At 71.5% G+C, this 21485-nt stretch carries 21 protein-coding genes; 13 read left to right on the top strand and 8 right to left on the bottom strand.

All coding sequences use genetic code 11. The features are described from left to right. Positions 1–181: 181 nt before the first annotated feature. From ACLQ23_RS22505 to ACLQ23_RS22515, 3 genes are all read right to left on the bottom strand, one after another. On the bottom strand, positions 182–433 hold the full coding sequence (locus tag ACLQ23_RS22505; RefSeq protein WP_355587922.1) for a hypothetical protein: 252 nt from the start codon (positions 431–433) through the stop codon (positions 182–184). An 82-nt stretch (positions 434–515) separates the two neighbouring features. Continuing rightward, the gene (mscL, locus tag ACLQ23_RS22510; RefSeq protein WP_355587924.1) at positions 516–989 is read right to left on the bottom strand and encodes a large conductance mechanosensitive channel protein MscL; all 474 of its coding nucleotides are present in this window, start codon (positions 987–989) and stop codon (positions 516–518) included. Positions 990–1028: 39 nt separating this feature from the next. After that, positions 1029–1721: a FadR/GntR family transcriptional regulator gene (locus tag ACLQ23_RS22515; protein WP_425735781.1), complete on the bottom strand. Its 693-nt coding sequence runs from the start codon at positions 1719–1721 to the stop codon at positions 1029–1031. Positions 1722–1771: 50 nt separating this feature from the next. Here ACLQ23_RS22515 and ACLQ23_RS22520 point away from each other — a divergent pair, with 50 nt between their 5' ends. Beyond that, positions 1772–3046 (top strand): MFS transporter, encoded by a 1275-nt coding sequence (locus tag ACLQ23_RS22520; protein WP_425735780.1) that lies wholly within the window; start codon positions 1772–1774, stop codon positions 3044–3046. Positions 3047–3059: 13 nt separating this feature from the next. On the opposite strand, the gene ACLQ23_RS22525 is transcribed toward ACLQ23_RS22520, so the two are convergent. Further along, positions 3060–3416, bottom strand: coding sequence for an STAS domain-containing protein (locus tag ACLQ23_RS22525; RefSeq protein ID WP_053652127.1), 357 nt, complete (start codon positions 3414–3416; stop codon positions 3060–3062). 165 nt (positions 3417–3581) lie between these two features. On the opposite strand from ACLQ23_RS22525, the gene ACLQ23_RS22530 reads away from it, so the two are divergent. The 6 genes from ACLQ23_RS22530 to ACLQ23_RS22555 are packed head-to-tail and all read left to right on the top strand — an operon-like array spanning position 3582 to position 9180. Continuing rightward, positions 3582–4442 carry an STAS domain-containing protein gene (locus ACLQ23_RS22530; RefSeq protein ID WP_425735779.1) on the top strand — a complete coding sequence of 287 codons (861 nt, stop codon included), beginning with the start codon at positions 3582–3584 and terminating at the stop codon, positions 4440–4442. Further along, positions 4442–4855: an STAS domain-containing protein gene (locus ACLQ23_RS22535; protein WP_355587930.1), complete on the top strand. Its 414-nt coding sequence runs from the start codon at positions 4442–4444 to the stop codon at positions 4853–4855. The genes ACLQ23_RS22530 and ACLQ23_RS22535 overlap by 1 nt, the downstream gene beginning before the upstream one ends. Further along, positions 4852–5271, top strand: coding sequence for an anti-sigma regulatory factor (locus ACLQ23_RS22540; RefSeq protein WP_355587931.1), 420 nt, complete (start codon positions 4852–4854; stop codon positions 5269–5271). Before ACLQ23_RS22535 ends, ACLQ23_RS22540 begins: the two co-directional genes overlap by 4 nt. Continuing rightward, positions 5268–6281, top strand: coding sequence for a SpoIIE family protein phosphatase (locus tag ACLQ23_RS22545; protein WP_425735790.1), 1014 nt, complete (start codon positions 5268–5270; stop codon positions 6279–6281). Before ACLQ23_RS22540 ends, ACLQ23_RS22545 begins: the two co-directional genes overlap by 4 nt. After that, complete coding sequence (locus ACLQ23_RS22550) at positions 6278–7639, top strand: sensor histidine kinase (protein ID WP_425735778.1); 1362 nt, start codon at positions 6278–6280, stop codon at positions 7637–7639. Before ACLQ23_RS22545 ends, ACLQ23_RS22550 begins: the two co-directional genes overlap by 4 nt. Next, positions 7636–9180: a SpoIIE family protein phosphatase gene (locus ACLQ23_RS22555; protein WP_425735777.1), complete on the top strand. Its 1545-nt coding sequence runs from the start codon at positions 7636–7638 to the stop codon at positions 9178–9180. Before ACLQ23_RS22550 ends, ACLQ23_RS22555 begins: the two co-directional genes overlap by 4 nt. Positions 9181–9187: 7 nt before the next feature. Here ACLQ23_RS22555 and ACLQ23_RS22560 read toward each other — a convergent pair whose 3' ends face one another. Next, complete coding sequence (locus ACLQ23_RS22560) at positions 9188–10000, bottom strand: AraC family transcriptional regulator (protein ID WP_355587936.1); 813 nt, start codon at positions 9998–10000, stop codon at positions 9188–9190. Positions 10001–10031: 31 nt separating this feature from the next. Here ACLQ23_RS22560 and ACLQ23_RS22565 point away from each other — a divergent pair, with 31 nt between their 5' ends. The 4 genes from ACLQ23_RS22565 (at position 10032) to ACLQ23_RS22580 (ending at position 13440) form a co-directional block, all read left to right on the top strand. Next, complete coding sequence (locus tag ACLQ23_RS22565; RefSeq protein ID WP_355587938.1) at positions 10032–10607, top strand: TIGR03086 family metal-binding protein; 576 nt, start codon at positions 10032–10034, stop codon at positions 10605–10607. A gap of 78 nt (positions 10608–10685) precedes the next feature. Beyond that, a complete protein-coding gene (locus ACLQ23_RS22570; protein WP_355587940.1) occupies positions 10686–11222 on the top strand; it encodes a PadR family transcriptional regulator in 537 nt (178 codons plus the stop codon). Beyond that, the gene (locus tag ACLQ23_RS22575; RefSeq protein WP_053652147.1) at positions 11219–11920 is read left to right on the top strand and encodes an ABC transporter ATP-binding protein; all 702 of its coding nucleotides are present in this window, start codon (positions 11219–11221) and stop codon (positions 11918–11920) included. Before ACLQ23_RS22570 ends, ACLQ23_RS22575 begins: the two co-directional genes overlap by 4 nt. Next, positions 11917–13440, top strand: a complete 1524-nt coding sequence (locus ACLQ23_RS22580; protein ID WP_355587942.1) for an FtsX-like permease family protein — start codon at positions 11917–11919, stop codon at positions 13438–13440. The genes ACLQ23_RS22575 and ACLQ23_RS22580 overlap by 4 nt, the downstream gene beginning before the upstream one ends. A gap of 7 nt (positions 13441–13447) precedes the next feature. Here the strand turns inward: ACLQ23_RS22580 and ACLQ23_RS22585 are convergent, their stop codons facing one another. Both ACLQ23_RS22585 and ACLQ23_RS22590 read right to left on the bottom strand, forming a co-directional pair. Further along, on the bottom strand, positions 13448–13633 hold the full coding sequence (locus tag ACLQ23_RS22585) for a hypothetical protein (protein ID WP_425735776.1): 186 nt from the start codon (positions 13631–13633) through the stop codon (positions 13448–13450). A 123-nt stretch (positions 13634–13756) separates the two neighbouring features. After that, a complete protein-coding gene (locus ACLQ23_RS22590; RefSeq protein ID WP_355587946.1) occupies positions 13757–15853 on the bottom strand; it encodes a S9 family peptidase in 2097 nt (698 codons plus the stop codon). A 97-nt stretch (positions 15854–15950) separates the two neighbouring features. On the opposite strand from ACLQ23_RS22590, the gene ACLQ23_RS22595 reads away from it, so the two are divergent. Beyond that, positions 15951–17309, top strand: coding sequence for an FAD-binding oxidoreductase (locus tag ACLQ23_RS22595; RefSeq protein WP_425881042.1), 1359 nt, complete (start codon positions 15951–15953; stop codon positions 17307–17309). 25 nt (positions 17310–17334) lie between these two features. Here ACLQ23_RS22595 and ACLQ23_RS22600 read toward each other — a convergent pair whose 3' ends face one another. Beyond that, positions 17335–19392 (bottom strand): SpoIIE family protein phosphatase, encoded by a 2058-nt coding sequence (locus tag ACLQ23_RS22600; RefSeq protein WP_355587950.1) that lies wholly within the window; start codon positions 19390–19392, stop codon positions 17335–17337. A gap of 260 nt (positions 19393–19652) precedes the next feature. Here ACLQ23_RS22600 and ACLQ23_RS22605 point away from each other — a divergent pair. Then, a partial coding sequence (locus ACLQ23_RS22605) for a HAMP domain-containing protein (protein WP_425881043.1) occupies positions 19653–21485 on the top strand: 1833 nt, incomplete at its 3' end.

Here is a 21485-nt window from a genome sequence, read left to right on the forward strand (position 1 = left end):
ATGTCTCAGAGTAATCACCGTCAAATTCACTACCGCCTCCAGCGCCGGGGCGGCAACGGACGCCGACGGGCCGCGATGGGTCGACGGGCTGCGGCGGGCCTGCCCCACGGACCGCCCGCAGGTCGGCCCGGAGCTGCTTGACGGCGAGGCAAAGGCGTCGGCCGCCTCGACGCCGTCCCGCTCAGCCGTTCGGCAGGGTCCAGCTGCCGGGTGGACGCGGGGACAGCTCACGCCAGGCGTCGGAGCCGTCGAGCAGTGCCCGGATGGTGTCCTCGGCCTCGTCAGCACTGCCGTACTCGTAGAAACGGGAGATGCCCTCGGCGCCGCCGGCTCGCTGCTCGACGTGCCACCGGTCGGCGTCCACCCGCAGGAAGACGTCCCGTCGGGCCAGCCGCCCCCACTTCCCGTTCCACCAGTGCTTTCGCTGCTCCATGGCGGGACTCTATCGAACACACGTACGAGAAGATGCGGCCCCTGCGGGATTCCCGCAGGGGCCGATGTGCATCCGTTCGGGGTCAGCGCGGCGCCGGCGGTTCAGTGCGGCGGCCCAGCACGTCGTCAAGCGCCCCGCGCTGCTGGCCCGGCGTGGTGTGGCCGGCGGAGACCAGCGCGTCCCGGATCTCGGTGAGCAGCTTGACCTCCTCGCTCGGGGCCGAGGGCGGCGGCTCCTCGCCGCGCTTGCGCCGCTCGGCGAGCTTGTTCATCGGGAACACCACGAGGAAGTAGAGCGCCGCCGCGGTGAGCAGGAACGTGATCACCGCGTTGACGAAGCTGATCCAGTCGAACTCGACGCCGCGGATCGTCCAGGCAGCGCCTTCGAGGCCGTTGTCCTTACCGGTGATCAACAGCACGATCAGCGCGATAAGCGGCTTGAGGAACGCGTTGGTCAGCGACGTGACCACCGTCGTGAACGCGGCACCGATGACGACACCGACCGCCAGGTCGACGACGTTGCCGCGCATGATGAAATCTTTGAAGCCCTTGAACATCCGTACTCCTGAGGTGGCCCGTTTTCCGTCGGGGACAACCTATGCCCCCGCGACGGGCTCCAGAAAAGCGCCGGCTTCGATGGCTGCCAACGCCGGGTCGCCGGCCCGGATCGCCTCGACCAGCCGGGTGTGGTCGACGTAGCGCTCGGGGGTGAGTGCGTCCCCCATCGCCTGGGCGACGGTGCTGCGCAGGGCGGTGCCGACCGAGGCGTACAGCTCGGCGAGCATGGCGTTGTGCGCGGCGGCGACCACCACCGTGTGCAGGGCCGCGTCGGCCTCGACGAACGCGTCGACCCGGCCGCCGCGCCAGGCCGCCTCACGTTCGGCGAGCGCGTCGTCGAGCGCCGCCAGGTCCTCCGGTGTACGCCTCAGCGCGGCGAGCCGGGCCGCTTCCACCTCGAAGGCGCGCCGTACCTCGACGACCTCGGTCATCCGGTCGTCGCCGAGCTGGCGGGCCACCACCGGCGCCAGTTCGTCGGTGGACACGACGTACGTGCCGGAGCCCTGCCGGCACTCCAGCACGCCCGCGTGCTGAAGCGCGCGGACGGCCTCGCGGACGGTGTTGCGCCCGACGCCCAGCGCGGCCACCAACTGTGGCTCGGTGGGGATGCGCCCGCCGACCGGCCACTCGCCGCCCAGGATCCGCGACCGGAGCTGCTCGATGGTCTGACGGACCCGGTGCCCGCGCGGCGGCACCGGCGGCGCTGCGGGGGAATCAACTGAGGGTGGCACTGGTTACATCACCGGTCCCGAATTCATCCCATGATTGTAGGTTAGAGGTCATGACCCCGCCACCTACCGCCGCTCCGGCGGCGCCCGCTCCCGTCGCCCTCCCCAATGCGGGCGACATCCGCGCGGGCCGTCGGGTCCCACCGGCGACCGGAGGCGCGCTCGTACTCGTCGGGATGCTGTTGGTGGCGCTCAACCTGCGCGCCGCAGTCACCAGCCTCGGTGCGCTGCTCGACGAGATCCGCGACGGGCTGGGGCTGTCCGGGGTCACCGCGGGCCTCGTCACCACCCTGCCGACAATCGCCTTCGCCGGCCTCGGCGCGCTCACCCCGTGGCTGGTCCGCAAGGTGGCGCCGGCCCGGGTGCTGGTGGTCGCCATGTTCGCCCTGGCCCTCGGCCAGGTGCTGCGGGTCCTCACCGACTCGACCTGGGTCTTCGTCCTCACCAGCGCACTGGCGCTGGCCGGCATCGCGGTGGCGAACATCCTGCTGCCGATGCTCGTCAAGCAGCACTTCCCGCACCGCACCGGCCTGGTGACCGGGGCGTACACGATGGCTTTGACAGTGGGCACGACGGTGGCCGCGGCGACCGCGGTGCCGATCGCGCACGCCTTCGGGTCGTGGCGGGCCGGTCTGGGCATCTGGGCCGCGCTCGCCGCGCTTGCCGTACTCCCGTGGGTGCCGCTGGCTCTGCGGACCCGGGCGGCCGCGCGGCGGGCGGCCCCGACGCCGCGCCCCGCCGCGTCGGCCCGGATCCGGCCGGAACGGACCCGGTTGGGCTGGGCGATGGCCATCTACTTCGGGGCGCAGTCGCTCAGCGGGTACGCGATCATGGGCTGGCTGGCCCAGCTCTTCCGGGACGCCGGCTACCAGCCGGAATCGGCGGGGCTGCTGCTCGCCGGGGTGACCGCGCTCGGCGTGCCTATCGCGCTGCTCATGCCCACCGTGGCCGGCCGGCTGGCCACCCTGCGTCCGCTGGTGCTCGGGCTGACCGCCGCGTCGGCGCTGAGCTACATCGGGCTGGCGATCGCCCCGCACGGCGCCGCGCTGCTCTGGGTGGCTCTGCTGGCGATCGGCCAGGGAGCGTTCCCGATGATCCTGACCGCCATCGGCCTGCGGTCCCGCACCGCCGAGGGGACCGTGGCGCTGTCCGCGTTCGCGCAGAGCACCGGGTACGTGATCGCCGCCCTCGGCCCGCTGATGGTCGGCATCCTCTACGAGGTCACCGGAGGCTGGACGGCTCCGCTCGGGTTCCTGCTGGCCGCGCTCGCGGTGCAGACGACAGCGGGCATGGCGATCGCCCGTCCCCGCTACGTCGAGGACGAGTGATCAGCCGCAGCGGTCAGGAGGAGGCCGGTGTCGGTTCGCCGGCGACTGCCTCGTCCACCGTCGGGTACGTGTGCAGCACCTCGACCAGCCCGCTCACCTCGAGGATGCGCAGCACGCCCCGCTGGGGTGCGGCCAGGCGCACCACGCCACCGGCTTCGTCGCAGCTGTTCTTGGCCCGCACGAAGACCGACAGACCGGTCGAGTCGCAGAACGAAACCTCCGCCAGGTCGAACACCAACCGGCTGCGGCCCTTGTCGAGCAGGTCGGTGATCTGGTCCTGCAACTGCGGTGCTGTTGCCATGTCCAGTTCGCCCGCGACCGACACGACGACCACGTCGCCGCGTTGTTCCGTGTGCACCGTCAAGGACATAAGCCAGACCTCCTGTTATCGGAGGAACGGTATCCCACGACAGGTGTCGTACGCAGATCGGGAGGCAAGATCCGGTGGCCGTCGTCATTCCGTTGCTACGGAGCAACTAGCTCTGCAGCCCCCGGTGATAGAGTCCGGCCGGTCCAGGTCGAGGGGGGTTTCGCAATGGCGTTGAACGCCGAGGAAAGTGGTCGACTCGCCGCGCTGCTGGGCGGGCACGCCGAGCGGGTAACGCAACGATGGACCGAGATCATCGCCAGTTCGCTCCGCGGCCGGCTGAGTCAGGCCGAGCTGCGACGGCAGGTGCAGGACCTGCACCACGCCATCGTCACCACGGGTGAGCAGGGTGCCATCAACCTGTCCGCCGACAGTGCGGCCGAGTTGCGCGCCGCGCTCTCCGAGCTGTCCCGGGGCAGGGCCCGGCAGGGGTTCTCCGCCACCGAGACCGCGATCAGCGTCTTCGCGCTCAAGGAGGTGCTGGTCTCCCTCGTCGAGGAGGTCGGCGGCGACGACAAACTGCGCGACTACGTCGCCTTCTCCGGGCTTGTCGACGAGATGGGCCTGTTCACCTTCGAGAGCTTCGTCCGTACCCGGGAGAGCCTGATCGCCGACCAGGCGGAGCAGCTGCTCGAACTTTCCACGCCGGTGGTCAAGCTCTGGGAGGGCGTGGTCGCCGTACCGCTCGTCGGCACCCTGGACTCCGCCCGGGCCCAGGTGGTGATGGAGCGTCTGCTCCAGACGCTCGTCGACACGGGCTCCCCGTACGCGATCATCGACATCACCGGCGTCCCGGCGGTCGACACCCAGGTCGCCCAGCACATCCTGAAGACAGTGGTGGCCGCCCGGCTGATGGGCGCCGACTGCATCATCTCCGGCATCCGCCCGCAGATCGCGCAGACCATCGTCGCCCTCGGCATCGAGTTCGGCGACATCGCCACCAAGGCGAGCCTGGCCGACGCGCTGCGCCACGTGCTGCGGCTCAACGGGGTGGAAACCGCACGTCGCCAGTCACGCCGGGACGCCTGATGGAACGCGTGCCGATCCTCAAGATCGGCGACATCCTGCTCGTCTCCATCCAGCTGGACATGTCCGACCAGACGGCGGTCCAGCTCCAGGAAGATCTCGCCGAGCGGATCGTCGCGACCGGCTGCCACGGCGTCATCATCGACATCACAGCCCTGGACATCGTCGACTCGTTCGTCGGGCGGATGCTCTCCACCATCGCGTCGATCTCCAAGGTGCTCGACGCGGAGACGGTGGTGGTCGGGATGCGTCCGGCCGTCGCCATCACACTTGTCGAGCTGGGGCTGTCGCTCAACGGCATCCGTACCGCCCTGAACGTCGAGCGGGGCATGGAACTGGTCGCGGCGGCCCGCGCCGACGATCCGGACGACCAGTTCGACGACGACGACCCGGACGCCGAGACGGCCAGGCCATGACCCTTGGCGTCGACGTGGGCCCGCCGCAGGCGCAGTCGATCCGCAGCGACGAGGACGTGGTCCGCGTCCGGCAGCTGGTCCGTGCCGTCGCGGTGGCGGTCAAACTGTCCCTGGTCGACCAGACCAAGGTGGTCACGGCGGCGAGCGAACTGGCCCGCAACACCCTGGTGTACGGCGGTGGTGGCTCCGTCGAGGTGACCATCGTGGACAACGGCCGACGTAAGGGCGTACGGATCGTCTTCGCCGACTCCGGGCCCGGCATCGCCGATCTCGACCTGGCCTTGACCGACGGCTACACCACCGGCGGCGGCCTCGGCCTCGGGCTCAGCGGGTCTCGCCGGCTTGTTGACGATTTCGAGATCGAGACGTCGCAGGAAACCGGCACGCGCATCACGGTCACCAAGTGGTCCCGGTGAACGAGGACCTGATCACCGACAGTGGCCTCTGGTTCCGGGTGGAGGCCAGCGGCACTGCCAGCTCCGTACGACGTGCCGCCGAACGCCTCGGCGCGCAGCTGGAGATGGCTCCGGCGCGCGTTGCCGACCTGGCCATCGTCGCGGCCGAGCTGACCAGCAACCTCGTCAAGCACGCCGACGAGGGCGTCCTGCTGCTCCGGCCCGTCCGCCGCGGCGGAGAGGCCGGCGTGGAGCTGGTGGCCATCGACTCCGGCCCCGGCATGGCCGACCTGACCGTCTCGTCCCAGGACGGGCACTCCACCACGGGCACGCTCGGCATCGGCCTCGGCGCCATCGTCCGGCAGGCCAGCTCGTTCGACGGGTACTCGCTCCCGGGGCGGGGCACAGTGCTCGCTGTGCAGGTCTGGCCGGCGGCACCTCCCCGGCCGCCCTGGGCCGGCGCTCTCACCCGACCACTGACCGGCGAGACGGTAAGCGGCGACGGGTACGCCGTCCGGGTGGTGGAAGGGCGGCATCAGGTGCTGGTCAGCGACGGCCTCGGGCACGGCCCGCTGGCTGCCGCCGCGACCGAGGCGGCTCTTGCCGCGTTCCGTGACGCGCCGGCCAGCCCACCCGCGGCGGTGGTGAGCCACCTGCACCGGTCCATGTCGCACACCCGGGGCGCGGCACTGGCGGTGGCCGAGCTGGTGCCCGAGGAGGGCGTGCTGCACTACGCCGGCCTGGGCAACATCGCCGGAATGGTCGTCGAGGGCAGCGGCCAACGTCGTGGGCTGGTGTCGTTGCCCGGCATCGCCGGGCACCAACGGCCGACCGTCCGGGGGTACGACTATCCGTTCGGCCCCGGCGCGCTGCTGGTGATGCACAGCGACGGCGTGGTCGACCGCTGGCGGTTGACCGACTACCCGGACATCGCCGGCCGTTCCCCGCTCGTGGTGGCGGCGACACTGCTGCGCGACGCCGGCACACGCCGCGACGACGCCTGCGTACTGGCCGCGAGGTCCTGGACATGAGCGGCGAGCCGGGCGCGCTGCCGTTGCTGCAGATGACGCTGCGGGTCGAGCAGGACATCTTCGTGATCCGTCAGCGGGGTCGCGAGGTGGCCGCGGTGGTGGGTCTGGAACACCAGGACCAGGTCCGTATCGCCACAGCGCTCAGCGAGGTCGCCAGGGACCTGTTGCGAATGTGCGGTGGCGCTGACGTGTCCTTCCACGTCGAGGCCGGCCCTGACGGCCGGTTCCACCTGGGCGCCGACCTCGCCCCGGTGACCCCCCTGCCCGGCGGTCGGTACGAACCGCAGTCCGCTGCGGTGTCTCGCCTGGTCGACAGACTGAGCGCGGTGACCGTCGAGGGCGTTACGGTCGTGAGGATGTCCCGACGAGTCCCGGCCAACGCGCCGACGCCGACGCCGGAGCGCCTCGCCGAGTTCCGTGCCGAACTCGGGTTGAGCGCTCCGGCCAGCGCGCTGGACGAGTTGACGGTGCAGAACGGGCAGCTGATCGCGGCTCTCGACGAGGTGCGCAGCCAACGCGACGAGTTGGCAGTGCTGAACGAGGAGTTGGCCGAAACCAACCGTGGCGTGCTGGCGCTCTACAACCAGCTCACCGAGGAGTTGGAGGAGACCAACCGGGGCGTCGTCGCCCTCTACGCGGAGTTGGACGAGAAGTCGGCCCAGTTGCGCGCGGCGAGCGAGTCCAAGAGCCGGTTCCTGGCGAACGTGAGCCACGAGCTGCGCGCTCCCGTGACCGCGATCATCGGGTTGGGGCGGTTGCTCTCCGACTCCGCCTCCGACCCGCTCACCGCCGAACAGGCACGCCAGGTCGGTCTGATCCGTTCCTCGGCGTCCGACCTGCTCGGCCTGGTCAACGAGCTGCTGGATCTGGCGAAGGCGGAGTCCGGCCGGATCCAACCGGACTGGGCGGACGTCGATCTGCGCCCCGTCTTCGGCCAACTGCGCGGTACGCTGCGCGCGCTGGCCACCAGGCCGGAGGTGGAGTTGGTGGTGGAGGAGCCGATCGCGCCGGCCGTCCTGCGTACCGACGAGGTGCTGCTCGGCCAGGTGCTGCGTAACCTGCTGCACAACGGGCTGAAGTTCACCGAGCGCGGCGAGGTGCGGCTGCGCGTCCGGCTCCGTGACGACCGGTGGGTCTTCGAGGTCAGCGACACCGGCGCGGGAATCGCCCCCGAGCTGCACGAGCGGATCTTCGAGGAGTTCTATCAGGTGCCGGGCGCGACCCGGGTCGGTGGCACCGGCCTCGGCCTGCCGTACGCCCGGCGGTTGGTGACCCTGCTCGGGGGGACGCTCGAGCTGAGCAGTGAGCCCGGCCGGGGCAGCACCTTCACGGTTTCCCTCCCCTCCGGCGGAGCGTGACGGTGGAGGGCGGGGCGGCGATCGTCCTGGTGGTCGATGACAGCCGTACCAAGCGGTACCTGCTCGTCAGTTGGCTGACCCGGGCCGGGTTCACGGTGCTGGAGGCGGAGAACGGCGCGGAGGCGCTGGTCCGGGTCGACACGGACCGGATCGACCTCGTGGTGCTCGACGTCCGGCTGCCCGACCTGAGCGGCTACGAGGTGTGCGAGCGGATCAAGGAGTCCCATCCGGCCATGCCGGTGATCCACGTGTCCGCGCACGCGGTGGATGTGGCCGACCGCGCCCAGGGGTTGACCCGGGGCGCGGACGCCTACCTCACCGAGCCGATCGAGCCTGAGGAGCTGATCGCCACCACCCGGGCGGTGCTGCGCTACTACCAGGCCCGGCAGCGCGCGGAACTGCTCGCCGAGCGGCTGCTCGGGCTCGCTGACACGACTGTGGCGGTACACGCCGCGCCGACGTTCGCGCGGCTGCTGGAGGTCGCCGCCGCGGGTGCCGCGGAGATCTTCAAGAGCCCGGCGGCGGTGATCGCCGAGACGTTCGACGGTGACTGCCTCGCCGGGATCAGCGCCGGCCCCGGGGCCGAGGCGACAGTCGTGCCGTGGATCGTCGACGACACGGGCGTCCCGACCGGGGCCACGGTCCGCGTGGAGTCTCCGGAGAACTGGGCGCTCATCGAATGGCCGGCCGACGACTCGGTGACGGTGGCCGCCGCCCGACTGCGGGACGATCGCGCGCCGCTGTACGTGGTGGTCCCGACCGCCACCCAGACCGCCCGGACGCCGGTGCTCGTGCAGCTCGCCCAGGCGGTGGCGGCGGCGGTGGAGGCTCAGCGCTCGTTCGACGAGGAGCACCGTATCGCCGTCACCCTGCAACGCAGCCTGCTTCCGCGCCGGCTGCCCGAGGTGGCAGGGCTGGACCTCGCGGTGCGCTACGAGCCGGCAAGCGCGCAGACCGAGGTGGGTGGCGACTTCTACGAACTGGTGATGCTCGACGGGCATCTCCTGCTGGCGATCGGTGACGTGGCAGGCCACTCGCTGCACGCGGCCACAGTGATGGCCGAGCTGCGGCACGCGGTGCGGGCGTACGCGGTCGAGGGGCACCAGCCCGGCGAGATCCTGCACCGGGTCAACGAACTCATGCGGACCCTGCTGCCGAACGAGCTGGCCACGCTCTGCGTCCTGCTGCTGCACCCGCCGAGCGGTCGGGTCCGGCTGGCCAGCGCCGGCCATCTGCCGCCGGTGCTCACAATGGACGGCAAGATCGAGTTCGTGCAGCACTCGGCGCCGCTGCTCGGCGTTCGCGCTCCTCGCCCCGCCGACCTGGAGTTCGTGTTGCCCGCCGGGGCCACGCTCGTGTTCTACACCGACGGGTTGATCGAGCGCCGGGACGCCACGATCGACGAGGGGATGGCCGCGCTCGCCGCGGTGGCAGTCACAGTGGACGAGGACCTCAACCGGTTCTGTGACCGGCTGCTGACGCAGTTGGCCCCGCCGAAGATCCACGACGACGTGGCCGTTGTCGTGCTGCGCCGCCGCTGAGGCGACGTCAGCGCACCGACCGGGCGTACGCGGCAGGTGACACACCGGCGACGGCTGTGAAGTCGCGGACCAGGTGCGCCTGGTCGCTGTACCCGAGGTCGACGGCCAGATCCGCCCAGTTCAGCGGGCCGCCGGCCGCCTGCTCGACTGCCTCCTGAAGCCGGTAGCGGCGGATCACCCACTTGGGGCCGACCCCCACGTACTCGGTGAACAGCCGCTGTAGCCGGCGGACCGGGAGGTCGTGTCGTGCGGCGAACTCGTCGACGCGCAGTACCGTGCGGTCCGTCCGGATCGCCTCGGCCAGCGCGATGGCCTCCTCGGCGGCCGGGTCCGGCTCGGGCGCCCAGGCGGTGAGGGCGGCGTCGAGCGCGCGGCGGCGGTCGTCGTCGGTGCCCGCGCAGACGTCGAAGTCGGGCCGTCGCAGCCGGCCGGCGGGCAGGGGCAGGCGACGACCTGTCAACTCGGCGATCGACCGCCGCCAGAACGGGCGGAAGCCGCCGGGGCGGAACTGGACCCCGCAGACCCGGCCCGCGCCGGTAAGCGTGATCCGGAACAGGTCCAGGCCGACACCTGCCACCTCCCCAACCTCGGGTACGCGGCCGTCGCCTCCGCTGCCGTCGCGTTGGAACACCACGTTGACCGCCGGGTGTGGCACCACCCGCTGCTCGAACGGTGCGCTCAACGCCCAGTCGATCAACCAGTAGTGCTCGACCCACTGGCGCAGCGGCTCGGCCGGCAGGTGTCGGCGGAAGCGGACCTCGCGCAGCAACCGCGCGGGGTCGAGAATGCCCCGGCTGTCGTCGCGCGGTCGCTGTCGCATTTCTTCAAGACCACCTTCATACGCTGGCCCTATGGCCACTCAGACTAGCGATTTGCTGGCGGCTGCCGCGCCGCGAACCGTCGGCGTGGTGCGCGCCATCGCCGACGACCAACTCGACATGCCGACGCCGTGCCGCGAATACGTGGTCCGTGATCTGTTGAACCACCTGTTCGAGGTGGTGGTGAACTTCCAGGAGTTGGCAGCGAAACGGCCGGTCGAGTGGGTTGAGAAGCCCGACCACCTCGGCGACGGCTGGCGGGACCGGTTCGCTGTGGAGGCGGACCGGCTGGTCGCCGCCTGGTCGGAACCGTCGTCGTTGGTGGGCGTGTCGCCGGGCATGGGCATGCCACAGGCCGTCGTGGGCGGCATGGCGCTGCTGGACCTCACGGTGCACGGCTGGGACCTCGCTGTGGCGACCGGCCAGCCGTACCAGCCGGCTCCGGAGGCCGTTGCCGCGCTGCACGAGCTGGTCGAGCAGTTGGGGCCGACGGCCCGCAAGATGGGCGTCTTCGCCGACCCGCCACCCACCACCGTCGACGACGTGCCCGACCTGCATCGGCTTCTGGCCCAGACCGGCCGCACACCCACCTGGCCCACCTCAACCTGACCTGCCCCCGCCCCGCCCTGACCCGCCCCGCCGGGCAGAGGTGTTGACACAGGTATTCGCTGAGCGAATAGTGGTGGCGTGTCGACGCCGCATGTTCTGCTCGGGTTGCTTGCCGGAGGTAGCCGGCACGGCTATGAGCTCAAGCGGGCGCACGACGAGCGGCTGCCCCGGGCTCGACCGCTTGCCTTCGGGCAGGTCTACGCGACCCTCGGCCGTCTCGAACGGGACGGCCTGGTCGCCGCCGCCGGCCAGGACCGGGCGTCCGGTCCGGACCGCACGGCGTACGCGTTGACAGGTGACGGGCGGTCCGCTCTTGACGAGTGGCTGTCAACTGTCGAGACACCGATGCCGTACGTGGCGAGCACGCTCTTCACGAAGGTCGTGGTGGCGCTGCTTGTCGCCGACATCGACAGGGCCCGGTCGTACCTGGTCGCACAGCGCGCCGCGCACACCGCACGACTGCGTGAGCTGACCTCGGTCAAGACCGACCCGGCGGCCTCCGTCAGCGATGTGATCGCTGCCGACTTCGCTATCGCACACCTCGATGCGGACCTACGGTGGTTGCACACCACCCTGGGCCGGGTCGCCGACTGGTACCGGGAGGTGCATCCGTGACGCAACTCCAGGCTCGCGGGGTGGTTCGGGCGTACGGGCCGACGCCCGCCCTGCGTGGCGTCACCCTCGACGTGGCCGAGGGTGAGATCGTCGCCGTCACCGGCCCGAGCGGCTGCGGCAAGTCGACACTGCTGCACTGCCTGGCCGGGATTCTCCGGCCGGACGCAGGGGAGGTCACCTGGCGTGGGCACCGCATCGACACCTGGTCGGAGGCGGCCCGTTCCCGGCTACGGCGCACCGAGTTCGGGGTGCTGTTCCAGTTCGGCCAACTGGTCGCCGAGCTGACCGCGGCGGAGAACGTCGCACTGCCACTGCTCCTCGCCGGCACGGGGCGGCGAGAGGCACGGACGGCGGCGCTCACCTGGTTGGAACGGTTCGGGGTGGCCGAGCTGGCCGACGTGCGGCCGGGTGAGATGTCCGGCGGTCAGCAGCAGCGTTGTGCCACCGCGCGGGCGCTTGTCACCGAGCCTCGGGTGCTCTTCGCCGACGAGCCGACAGGCGCACTGGACACGCTCACCGGTGAGCAGGTCCTCACCCAGCTGGTCCGGCTCGCCCGTGAGCAGCGCACCGCAGTCGTGCTTGTCACCCACGAGCCGCGAATCGCCGCGTACGCCGATCGGGAGATCGTGCTGCGCGACGGCCTGGTGGACCACACCGGCCTGGGGCTCGACCTGCCGGTGGCCGGCGGCCAGCGGTGAAGCTGGCGACGCTGGTCCGGCTGGCGCTCGCGGGCAACCGCACCGACACGGCCCGTGCGGTGCTCACCGCGCTCAGCGCCCTGCTGGCGACCCTGGCCGGGCTGGCGGCGCTCACAGTGCTGGCCATCCAGAAACCCGCAGGCGACGCCTACGTGGAGTCCGAGCAGTACCGCAACGCGTTGCTGCGGGAGCCGGGGCTGCGCGGGGGGACAGCGTTCGCGCTGCTCATGCTCGCCGTTCCGGTGCTGACGCTTGCCGGGCAGTGCGCCCGGCTCGGGGCGCCGGCCCGGGACCGGCGGCTTGCCGCGCTCCGGCTGGCCGGCGCCACCCCCGGTCAGGTGACGCGCCTGGCCGTGCTGGAGACCGGCCTGGCGAGCCTGTTCGGCACCCTCGCCGGGCTGGGCGTCTATCTCGGCGGGCGGGAGTTGCTGCACAGGCCGGACGCGCAGGGCCGGCTGGCGCTGCCCACCGACGTGCTGCCGTCGACAGGCGCGCTGGCGGCGGTGGTGCTGGGGCTGCCGTTGATCGCGGCCCTGGCCACGGCTCTGATGCTGCGCACTGTCACTACGAGCCCGCTCGGGGTGAGCCGCCGAGCCGCCCGGGAGCGTGGTCCGCGCCTGTGGGCGGGGCCGCTGATCGGGCTTGGGCTGCTCTGCTTCGTCGCGGTGCGTCCGGTGGCCTACCGCTTCAGCGGCAACGCGTCGCTTGTGAACTGGCTGGTGCCGCTGCTGTTCACTGTGGGCGGTCTGACGGCGATGGTCGGCGTGCTCTCCGGCACCGGCTGGATCTCGTACACCTGCGGGCGTCTGCTGCGCCGGCACGCCCGCCGCGCACCGGCACTGCTCGCTGCGGGCAGGCTGATGGCCGACCCGTGGGCGGGCAGCCGTACGTTCGCGGCGCTGCTGGCCGCCGTGATCTTCGGTGCCGGCGCGGCGGCGCTGCGCGCCTACTTCGTCGCCCAGGACTCGCTCCAACGGGAGCAGAACCGGCTCGCCGGCGTGGCCGACGGCTCCGATCCGTTCTACCTGGCGACAATGGACCTTGTCGACGCCGCGGTGGGGATGGCCGTGCTGCTCGCGGCGTGCGGGCTGATGGTCGCGCTTGTCGAGGGCATCGTCGCCCGTCGGCGCGCGTACGCCGCGCTTGTCGCCACCGGCGTGCCCCGCGCCACGCTGAGCCGTTCCGTGGCCTGGCAGGCACTCGCGCCAGCGGTGCCGGCGATCCTGCTCGCCCTCACAGTGGGAGCGTCGCTCGGTCGGGGGCTTTTTCCGTCGGTGGGGAACGGGGAGCTGTCGAGCGAGGTCTGCGAGGCCACGGCCGCGCTCTGCGCAGACCCGGCCACCCGTGCGCAGTACACCCGGATCATGCAGACCGGCAGTACCGAGCGCGCTGTCGCCGTACCCCTGGAGCATCTGGCCTGGCTCGGTGCCGGCGCGTTGGCGGCGGTGCTGGTGACGGTCGGTGTCGGCCTGCTCTTCCTGCGCATGAGCACCGCTGTGGACGAGCTGCGCACGACGTGACCTCGCGTCAGGCCCTCAGCAGGCCGGTGGAGAGTGCGACAAGCGAGCCGATGATGGCCGAGCAGCAGCAGACCAGGAGGCCGGCGACCACCGCGAGGATCAGCCACACCCGGCGGTCGCGGGCCACTGCCGCGATGCTCGGCCGGCGGGCCTCCTCGGCGGATCCGTCGTCGCCGTCCGTAACCTCGGTCACCCCGAAAGTCTAGGGCGTGTCCCGTGGGCGGGTGTGGCAGGCGTGATCGCGCCCGATCCCGGATGTCGGGGGCTCCCCGGGCTGCCGAGGGGACCTCCAGGATCGGGCGCGATCAACGCCCGGTCAGGCGCGACCGATGCGGTCCAGGATCCAGGCGTTGATGAACGCCTCCTCGCGCCAGGCGTCGTAGCGGCCGCTCGGGCCTCCGTGCCCGGCGCCCATCTCGGTCTTGAGCAGGTAGTCGCCGGTCGGAGCGACAGCCCGCAGGCGCGCGACCCACTTCGCCGGCTCGGAGTAGAGCACCCGCGTGTCGTTGAGACTGGTCACCGCGAGGATCGCCGGATAGTCAAGCGCAGCAACGTTCTCGTACGGCGTGTACGACTTCATGTACGCGTACACCTCGGGGTCTTCGAGGGGGTTGCCCCACTCCTCCCACTCGGTGACGGTGAGCGGCAGCGACGGGTCGAGGATCGACGTGAGCGCGTCCACGAACGGCACCTGCGCGACGATCCCTGTGAACGCGTCCGGGGCGAGGTTGGCGACCGCGCCCATCAGCAGGCCGCCGGCCGAAGCGCCCCTGGCGACCAGCCTGTCGCTTGCCGTCCAGCCGGCCTTGACCAGGTGCCGGGCGCACGCCACGAAGTCGGTGAAGGTGTTCTTCTTGGCCAGCAGCTTGCCCTGGTCGTACCAGCGGCGGCCCAGCTCACCGCCACCCCGGGTGTGCGCCACAGCGAAGATGACACCCCTGTCCAGCAGGGACAGTCGGGCCACCGAGAACCACGGGTCCATGCTCGCCTCGTACGAGCCGTAGCCGTACAGCTCGCAGGGCGCCGAGCCGTCGCGGGGCGTGCCGACCCGGCAGACAAGCGAGATCGGCACCCTCGTGCCGTCGTCGGCGAGCGCCCAGTCGCGGTGCTGCTCGTACTCGGCCGGGTCGTACGGCCGGCCGTCCGGACCGGGCAGCACCGGCTTCTGCTTGCGCAGCACCATCTGCCGGGTCACCAGGTCGTAGTCGTAGACCGAGTCGGGGGTGACAAGCGAGGAGTAGCGCAGGCGGACCTGCCCGGTGCGGTACTCCGGGTTGGAGTCCAGCCCGACGCTGTAGAGCGGCTCGGGAAAGTCGATGTCGTACGCGTCGTCGCTGCCCACCGGCAGCACCCGGAGCCCGGTGAGCCCTTCGGTGCGCAGCGACACCACGAGGTGGTTCGCGAACGCGTCCACGGCCTCCAGCCGGGTGCCCGGGGTGTGCTCGATCAGCGGCACCCAGTCACCCGGTACGTCGGCCGAGGTGAACGCCAGCGCGAAGTCCTCCGCACCGTCGTTGTGCAGGATCAGGAAGCGGTGGCCGTGGTGCTCGACGGCGTACTCCACGCCCTGACGGCGAGGCGCGATCACGGCGGGCGCACCTGTCGGGTTGCCGGCCGGGATCACCAGCACCTCGCTGGTGATCTTGCTGTGGATGTCGATCAGGATGAACTTCTCCGACCGGGTCAGCTCCACACCCACCCAGAACCGCTCGTCGTCCTCCTGGTGGACCACCACGTCGTCGGAGGAGGCGGAGCCGATGGTGTGCCGCCACACCCGGTTGGGCCGCCAGGCGTCGTCCACTGTCACGTAGAACAGCACCGACGCGTCGGCTGACCAGGCCGTGCCGTAGAACGTGTCGGGCACCTCGTCCGGCAGCAGCTCACCGGTGCTCAGGTCCTTGACGCGAAGTGTGAAACGCTCGTCGCCGGAGAAGTCGGTGGAGTAGGCAAGCCAGCGACCGTCCGGGCTGACGTCGAACGCGCCGAGCGAGAAGAAGTCGTGCCCCTCGGCAAGCAGGTTGCCGTCGAGCAGCACCTCTTCGCCGTCCAGCGGTGCGCCGTCCGCGCTGACCGGCGGCTCGGTCTCGCCGTCGCGGACCGCGCGGCGACACTGCACCCCGTACTGCTGACCCTCGACGGTGCGCGTGTAGTACCAGTGTCCGCCCTTGCGGGTCGGCACCGACAGGTCGGTCTCCCGGGTCCGCTGGCGGGTCTCCTCGAACAACTCTCCGCGGAGGGCCGCCAGGTGCGCGGTGCGCTCCTCGGTGTACGCGTTCTCGGCGGTCAGGTAGGCGATCGTCTCCGGGTCGTCCTTGGCGGCGAGCCAGGCGTACTCGTCGATGACGGTGTCGCCGTGGTGGGTGCGCTCGGTGGGCACCCGCTTCGCCGCGGGCGGGGCAGTCTCGGTGGTCACGGCGGCCACGTTACCGGCCGGCCCGCTCCGCGCGCCGGACCAGCGGCATCCCCGAATGCCGTGACCATGGCATTCGAACACATGTACGATAGCCGCCATGGCGGCAGCAGCGAGTTCCCTCGGTCGGTCCGGCGCTATCGAGATCACCCGGCGGTTGGCGGCGATCTGCGGTCCACCGTTCTCCCGCCTCGCCGGGCCGGCCGACGAGGTCGCCGGGCGCCCGGCCCGCTGGGTGGCAGTACCGGGTGGCCCACACGCCGCAGCCGAGGTGCTGCGGCTGGCCGCCGCGCACGACCTGGCGGTGGTGCCCCGCGGCGCCGGCACGAAGATCGACTGGGGTGCCACGCCCACGCAGGTCGACATCGTGCTCGACACCGGCCGCCTGGCAGGCATCGGTCACGAGCCGGTGGGCGCACCGGTGGCCGAGGTGGGTGCCGGCACGCCGCTACGGGCGGTCCAGGCCACTCTGGAGCGCACCGGGCAGCGACTCGCAATGGACGCCCCCTCGCCGGGCGCGACCCTGGGCGGGGTGCTCGCCGCCGGGGAGGCAGGCCCGCTGCGACACCGGCACGGCAGCCCCTGCGACCAGCTCATCGAGGTCCGCTACCTGGGTGCCGACGGTGAGCTGGTCAGCGTCGGTGGCGGCGCGCCCGGGCTCGACCTGGCCCGCCTGCTCTGCGGCTCGCAGGGTGCCCTCGGCGTGCTGGTCTCGGCAAGCCTGCGGGTGCAGCCGGTGCCAGCCAGCCGGCTCTGGGTGTCCCGGCCGGTGTGGACCCCGCTTGAGGTCCACGACCTGGTCCGGACGATCCTCGCCGCCCGACTGGAGCCGGCGGCCATCGAGCTGGACCTACCCGCCGGGGCACCTCGGCCGCGCACCCCGTACCCGCCCGGCCATCCCGCCGCGACCGCCCGGGAGCGCCACCCGTCGATGTCGGGACGGGCCAGCGCCCCATCCCGGGCGGGCAGCCTGGTGGTGCTGCTGGAGGGCGGCCCCGCCGACGTGACCGAACGCGCCGAGCGCCTGGTCGGCCTGCTGCACGGGGAGGCGACGGTCACCCACTCCGCGCCGCCGTGGTGGCGCCGCTACCCGTTCGCTCCCGGCGACACGGCGCTGCGCCTGGAGGTGCCGATCGGCGATCTGCACGCCGCCGTCTACGCACTGCGCGACGCGGCCGGCTCCCCGGTGCCGGTGCGGGGCTCCGCCGGGCTGGGCGTGGTGCACGCGGCGCTGCCCGGCGCAATGGCACCCGACCGGGTGGCGTCCATTCTGGCCGCCGTCCGGGGGGTGCTGCTGGCGCGGCAGGGCCGATGCGTTGTCGTCTCCGCCCCCGCAGCGGTCCGGCAGGCCGTCGACATGTGGGGTGAGCTGGCTGGTCTGGCCCGCCTCAAGGCCGCCAAGGAGCACCTCGACCCGGAGCACCGCCTCGCCCCGGGCCGCCTCCCTGGCGGCCGTTGACCCCCGGAAGCGTGGCGTCGGCCGGTCAGATCGTGTCGTTGCGGAGCACCAGGATGGCGATGTCGTCGCGGGGCGGTTCGACCGAGAAGTTGATCGCGGCGGCCCGCAGTCGGGCGGCCACCACGTCGGCGGAATATCCGGCCAGAGGTGCTGCGGCATGGCGCAGCCGGTCCGTGCCGAACAGCTCCCTGCCGCGTCGACGCTCCGTGACCCCGTCGGTGTAGAAGATCAGCGAGTCGCCCGGCGCGAGCGTGATCTCCGCCGTCGGCGAGATGATCGTGTCGAGCAGGCCCAGCGCCGTCCCCCCGGTGCCGACGAACTCGGCGCCACCCGCGCCGGCCAGCAGCACCGGCCGGTCGTGCCCGGCCAGGTGCAGCGAGACCTCCAGCTGACCACCGTCACCCATCCCGACCGCCGCGAGGGCAAGCGTGCAGTATCGGCCGCCGCCCCGCTCGACAAGCGTCTGGTTGAGCCGGGCCAGCGCCTCCGGCAGCGGCTTCCCATCGCCGACCAGCACCCGGATCACGTCCCGGACCAGTCCGGTGACGGCCGCCGCCTGCACCCCCTTGCCCGAGACGTCCCCGATCACCACCAAAGAGCGCCCGTCGGGCAGCGGTACCACGTCGTAGAAGTCGCCGCCCACCTCCGCGTCGTCGCCCGTCGGGACGTACTCGGCGGCGAAGCCGATCCCCTCCACCACGGGCAGCACGGGCGGCAGCAGGGACTGCTGGAGTGTCTGCGCGACACGACGCCGCTCGGCGTGGATGCGGGCGTTCTCGATGGCCAACGCGGCCCGCCGGGCCACATCCTCCAACACGGCCACCTGGTCCGGATCGTGCCGGTGCCGTTGGTGCCGGCCCACCGCCAGGGTGCCGAGCCGCTGACCCCGGGCGATGAGCGGGACGGCGAAACCATCCATCGGCCCGCCGAGCGGGATCTGCGCCGCAGTCCGGGACGCCTCACGCAGCCGGGCCTGGATCGAATCCGGGCCGGTCTCCGCCAGCACCTTGTGCAACTGCGGCAGCACCGACTCGTCGGCGTGGCTGGCCGCCGCCAGCCGGAGCCGGCCCCACTCGTCGGTTGTGTGCACAGCGCACCACTGGCCGAGCCGCGGCACCACGAGCTGCGGGATCAGCGCCATCGTCAGCTCGACGTCCAACGACTGCGCAAGCAGTTCGCTCACCTCGGCCAGGAACGTCAACCACGCCTGCCGGCGGACGTCGGCCCGGCGCAGCCGGTCGTTCTCCAGGTGCAGCGACAGCCGCTCGGCCGTGAGCACCGCCAGCGGCCTGGCGTACGCCGACGGCGCGGCATCCAGCTCCAGCTCCCCGGCGTACGGGCGCTGCACCGTCAGGGGCACCCGGAGCAGTTCGCTGCCGGGGCGGGGCTGCCGGCCGAAGCGCGCGAGCAGTTGTGGACCCTGCCCGTCGCCCCGGTCCAGACGGATCGTGCCACCGGCCGCGCCGACCATCTCGGCGAGTCGGCTGAGCAGACTGGCGGCGAAGTCGGGCAGTGGATCGTCCGCGTACGCGTCGGGGGCGGTCTGCATGAGTTCGCTCATGGCGCTGGCGCTCGGCGCGGCATTGTCGGCGGCACCGGGCGTCGGCGACGTACCGCCGGAGCCGGGCGCCGGGTCGGCACCGGGCCGGTCCAGCCGGAACCAGACGCCCTTGCCGGTGGGCAGGTACGTGGTGCCCCAGCAGCTGGCGAAGTGGTCGACTAGCAGCAGTCCGCGACCTCGCTCGGACACCTCGTTGATCTCGGTCGCGTCGTTGCGGCTGCCGATGGTCAGCTCGTCGTCGCCGGAGCCGGGCGCGAAGTCGGAGACGGTCACGGTGAGCCCGATCTCGTCCGCGACGACCTCGATGTCCAGTTCGGTACGGGCGTGCTCGACGGCGTTCGTGGTCAGCTCGGTGGTGAGCAGCAACGCTTCGTTAACCAGGTCGTCCAGGTGCGCCTCGGTCAGCACCGAGCGGACGACAGCGCGGGCGGCAGCGGGCGTACGACGGTCAGCGGGCAGGCGGACACTCCGGGCCGCCCCGTTCCGGGCCCCGGGCGTCGCGGGCCCCGCCTCGGCTGACACCCTCGTATCCTCCACCGTTCCCCTACCGGGTGCCAAGCCGATCAACGATCGAGGACCGTGCTGGCGGGGGAACGGCGCTCGGGCGAGGTATGGGCGCGGGCGTACCGGTGTGGGACCCCGTGGGCGGGTCGGAGTGCTCACGGAGGTCGATCGCGGGTCGGTCGGCGGGTCGCGAACCCTGGCACTGCGGCGGACGCAGGCACAATATGGGGTGCCGGCGTGTCGCGCAGGGCCGGCGTCCCCGAGTTGAGCGAGGAATGATGACCACGGCGAAGCAGTCGGTGGCGGATCCGTCCGCGCCCGACCACGAGGCGCTCCTCGGTGAGTTGACCGAGGCGCTGCGACGGGTCCGTCGCGGCGACCTGAAGGTCCGGCTTCCCCGCCGCGCCGGCAAGGCCGGCGAGGTGGCGGACGCCTTCAACGAGGTGGTCTCGGTCCAGGAGCAGCAGTACCTGGACCTGCGGCGGATCAGTCGGATCGTCGGTCGGGACGGCCGGCTCACCGAACGGCTCGACGACGAGGGGTTGGACGGCGCCTGGGCGGAGGCGCAGCGGGCCGTCAACTCGCTGATCGACGACCTGGGCCGGCCGACTACCGAGATCGCCCGGGTCATCGTGGCGGTCGCGGATGGCGACCTGTCCCAGCACATGGCCCTGGAGATCGACGGCCGGCCGCTGCGCGGCGAATACCTGCGGATCGGCCGCACTGTCAACACGATGGTCGACCAGCTCTCGTCATTCTCCAACGAGGTGACCCGGGTGGCCCGGGAGGTGGGCACCGAGGGCAAGCTTGGCGGCCAGGCCGATGTGCGGGGCGTGGCCGGCACCTGGAAGGACCTCACCGACTCGGTGAACACCATGGCGTCGAACCTGACCGGCCAGGTGCGGTCGATCTCACAGGTGGCGACAGCGGTGGCCAAGGGTGACCTGTCGCAGAAGATCACGGTCAGTGCGCGGGGCGAGGTCGCCGAACTGGCCGACACGATGAACTACCTCACCGACACCCTGCGGCTCTTCGCCGAGCAGGTGACCCGGGTGGCCCGGGAGGTGGGCACCGAGGGCAAGCTCGGCGGTCAGGCGGACGTGCCGAACGTGGCCGGCACCTGGAAGGACCTCACCGACAGCGTCAACTCGATGGCGTCGAACCTGACGGCCCAGGTGCGCAACATCGCCCAGGTGTCGACGGCGGTGGCGCGGGGTGACCTGTCGCAGAAGATCACCGTTGCGGCGCAGGGCGAGATCCTGGAGCTCAAGGACACCGTCAACACGATGGTGGACCAGTTGTCGTCGTTCGCCGACGAGGTGACGCGGGTGGCCCGCGAGGTCGGCATCGAGGGCAAGTTGGGTGGTCAGGCACAGGTGCGCGGGGTCTCCGGCACCTGGCGCGACCTCACCGAGAACGTCAACCAGCTGGCCGGCAACCTGACCAGCCAGGTCCGCAACATCTCGCAGGTGTCGACGGCGGTGGCGAAGGGTGACCTGTCGCAGAAGATCACCGTCGACGCGCAGGGCGAGATCCTGGAGCTGAAGAACACAGTCAACACGATGGTGGACCAGCTCTCGTCGTTCGCCGACGAGGTGACGCGGGTGGCCCGCGAGGTCGGCACCGAGGGCAACCTCGGTGGTCAGGCCCAGGTCAAGGGCGTCAGCGGTACGTGGCGGGATCTGACCGACAACGTGAACTCGATGGCGTCCAACCTGACCAGTCAGGTCCGCAACATCGCCTCGGTGACCACGGCGGTGGCGAAGGGTGACCTGTCGCAGAAGATCACTGTGGATGCCCGGGGCGAGATCCTTGAGTTGAAGTCGACCGTCAACACGATGGTGGACCAGTTGTCGTCGTTCGCCGACGAGGTGACGCGGGTGGCCCGTGAGGTGGGCACCGAGGGCAAGTTGGGTGGTCAGGCGCAGGTACGCGGGGTGGCCGGCACCTGGCGGGATCTGACCGACAACGTGAACTCGATGGCGTCGAACCTGACCGCCCAGGTGCGCAACATCGCGCAGGTCTCGACGGCTGTGGCGAAGGGTGACCTGTCGCAGAAGATCACTGTGGATGCCCGGGGCGAGATCCTTGAGTTGAAGTCGACCGTCAAC

Origin of the sequence: Micromonospora sp. DT41, assembly GCF_049841715.1 — a bacterium.
GTDB classification, from domain to species: Bacteria; Actinomycetota; Actinomycetes; order Mycobacteriales; family Micromonosporaceae; genus Micromonospora; species Micromonospora profundi.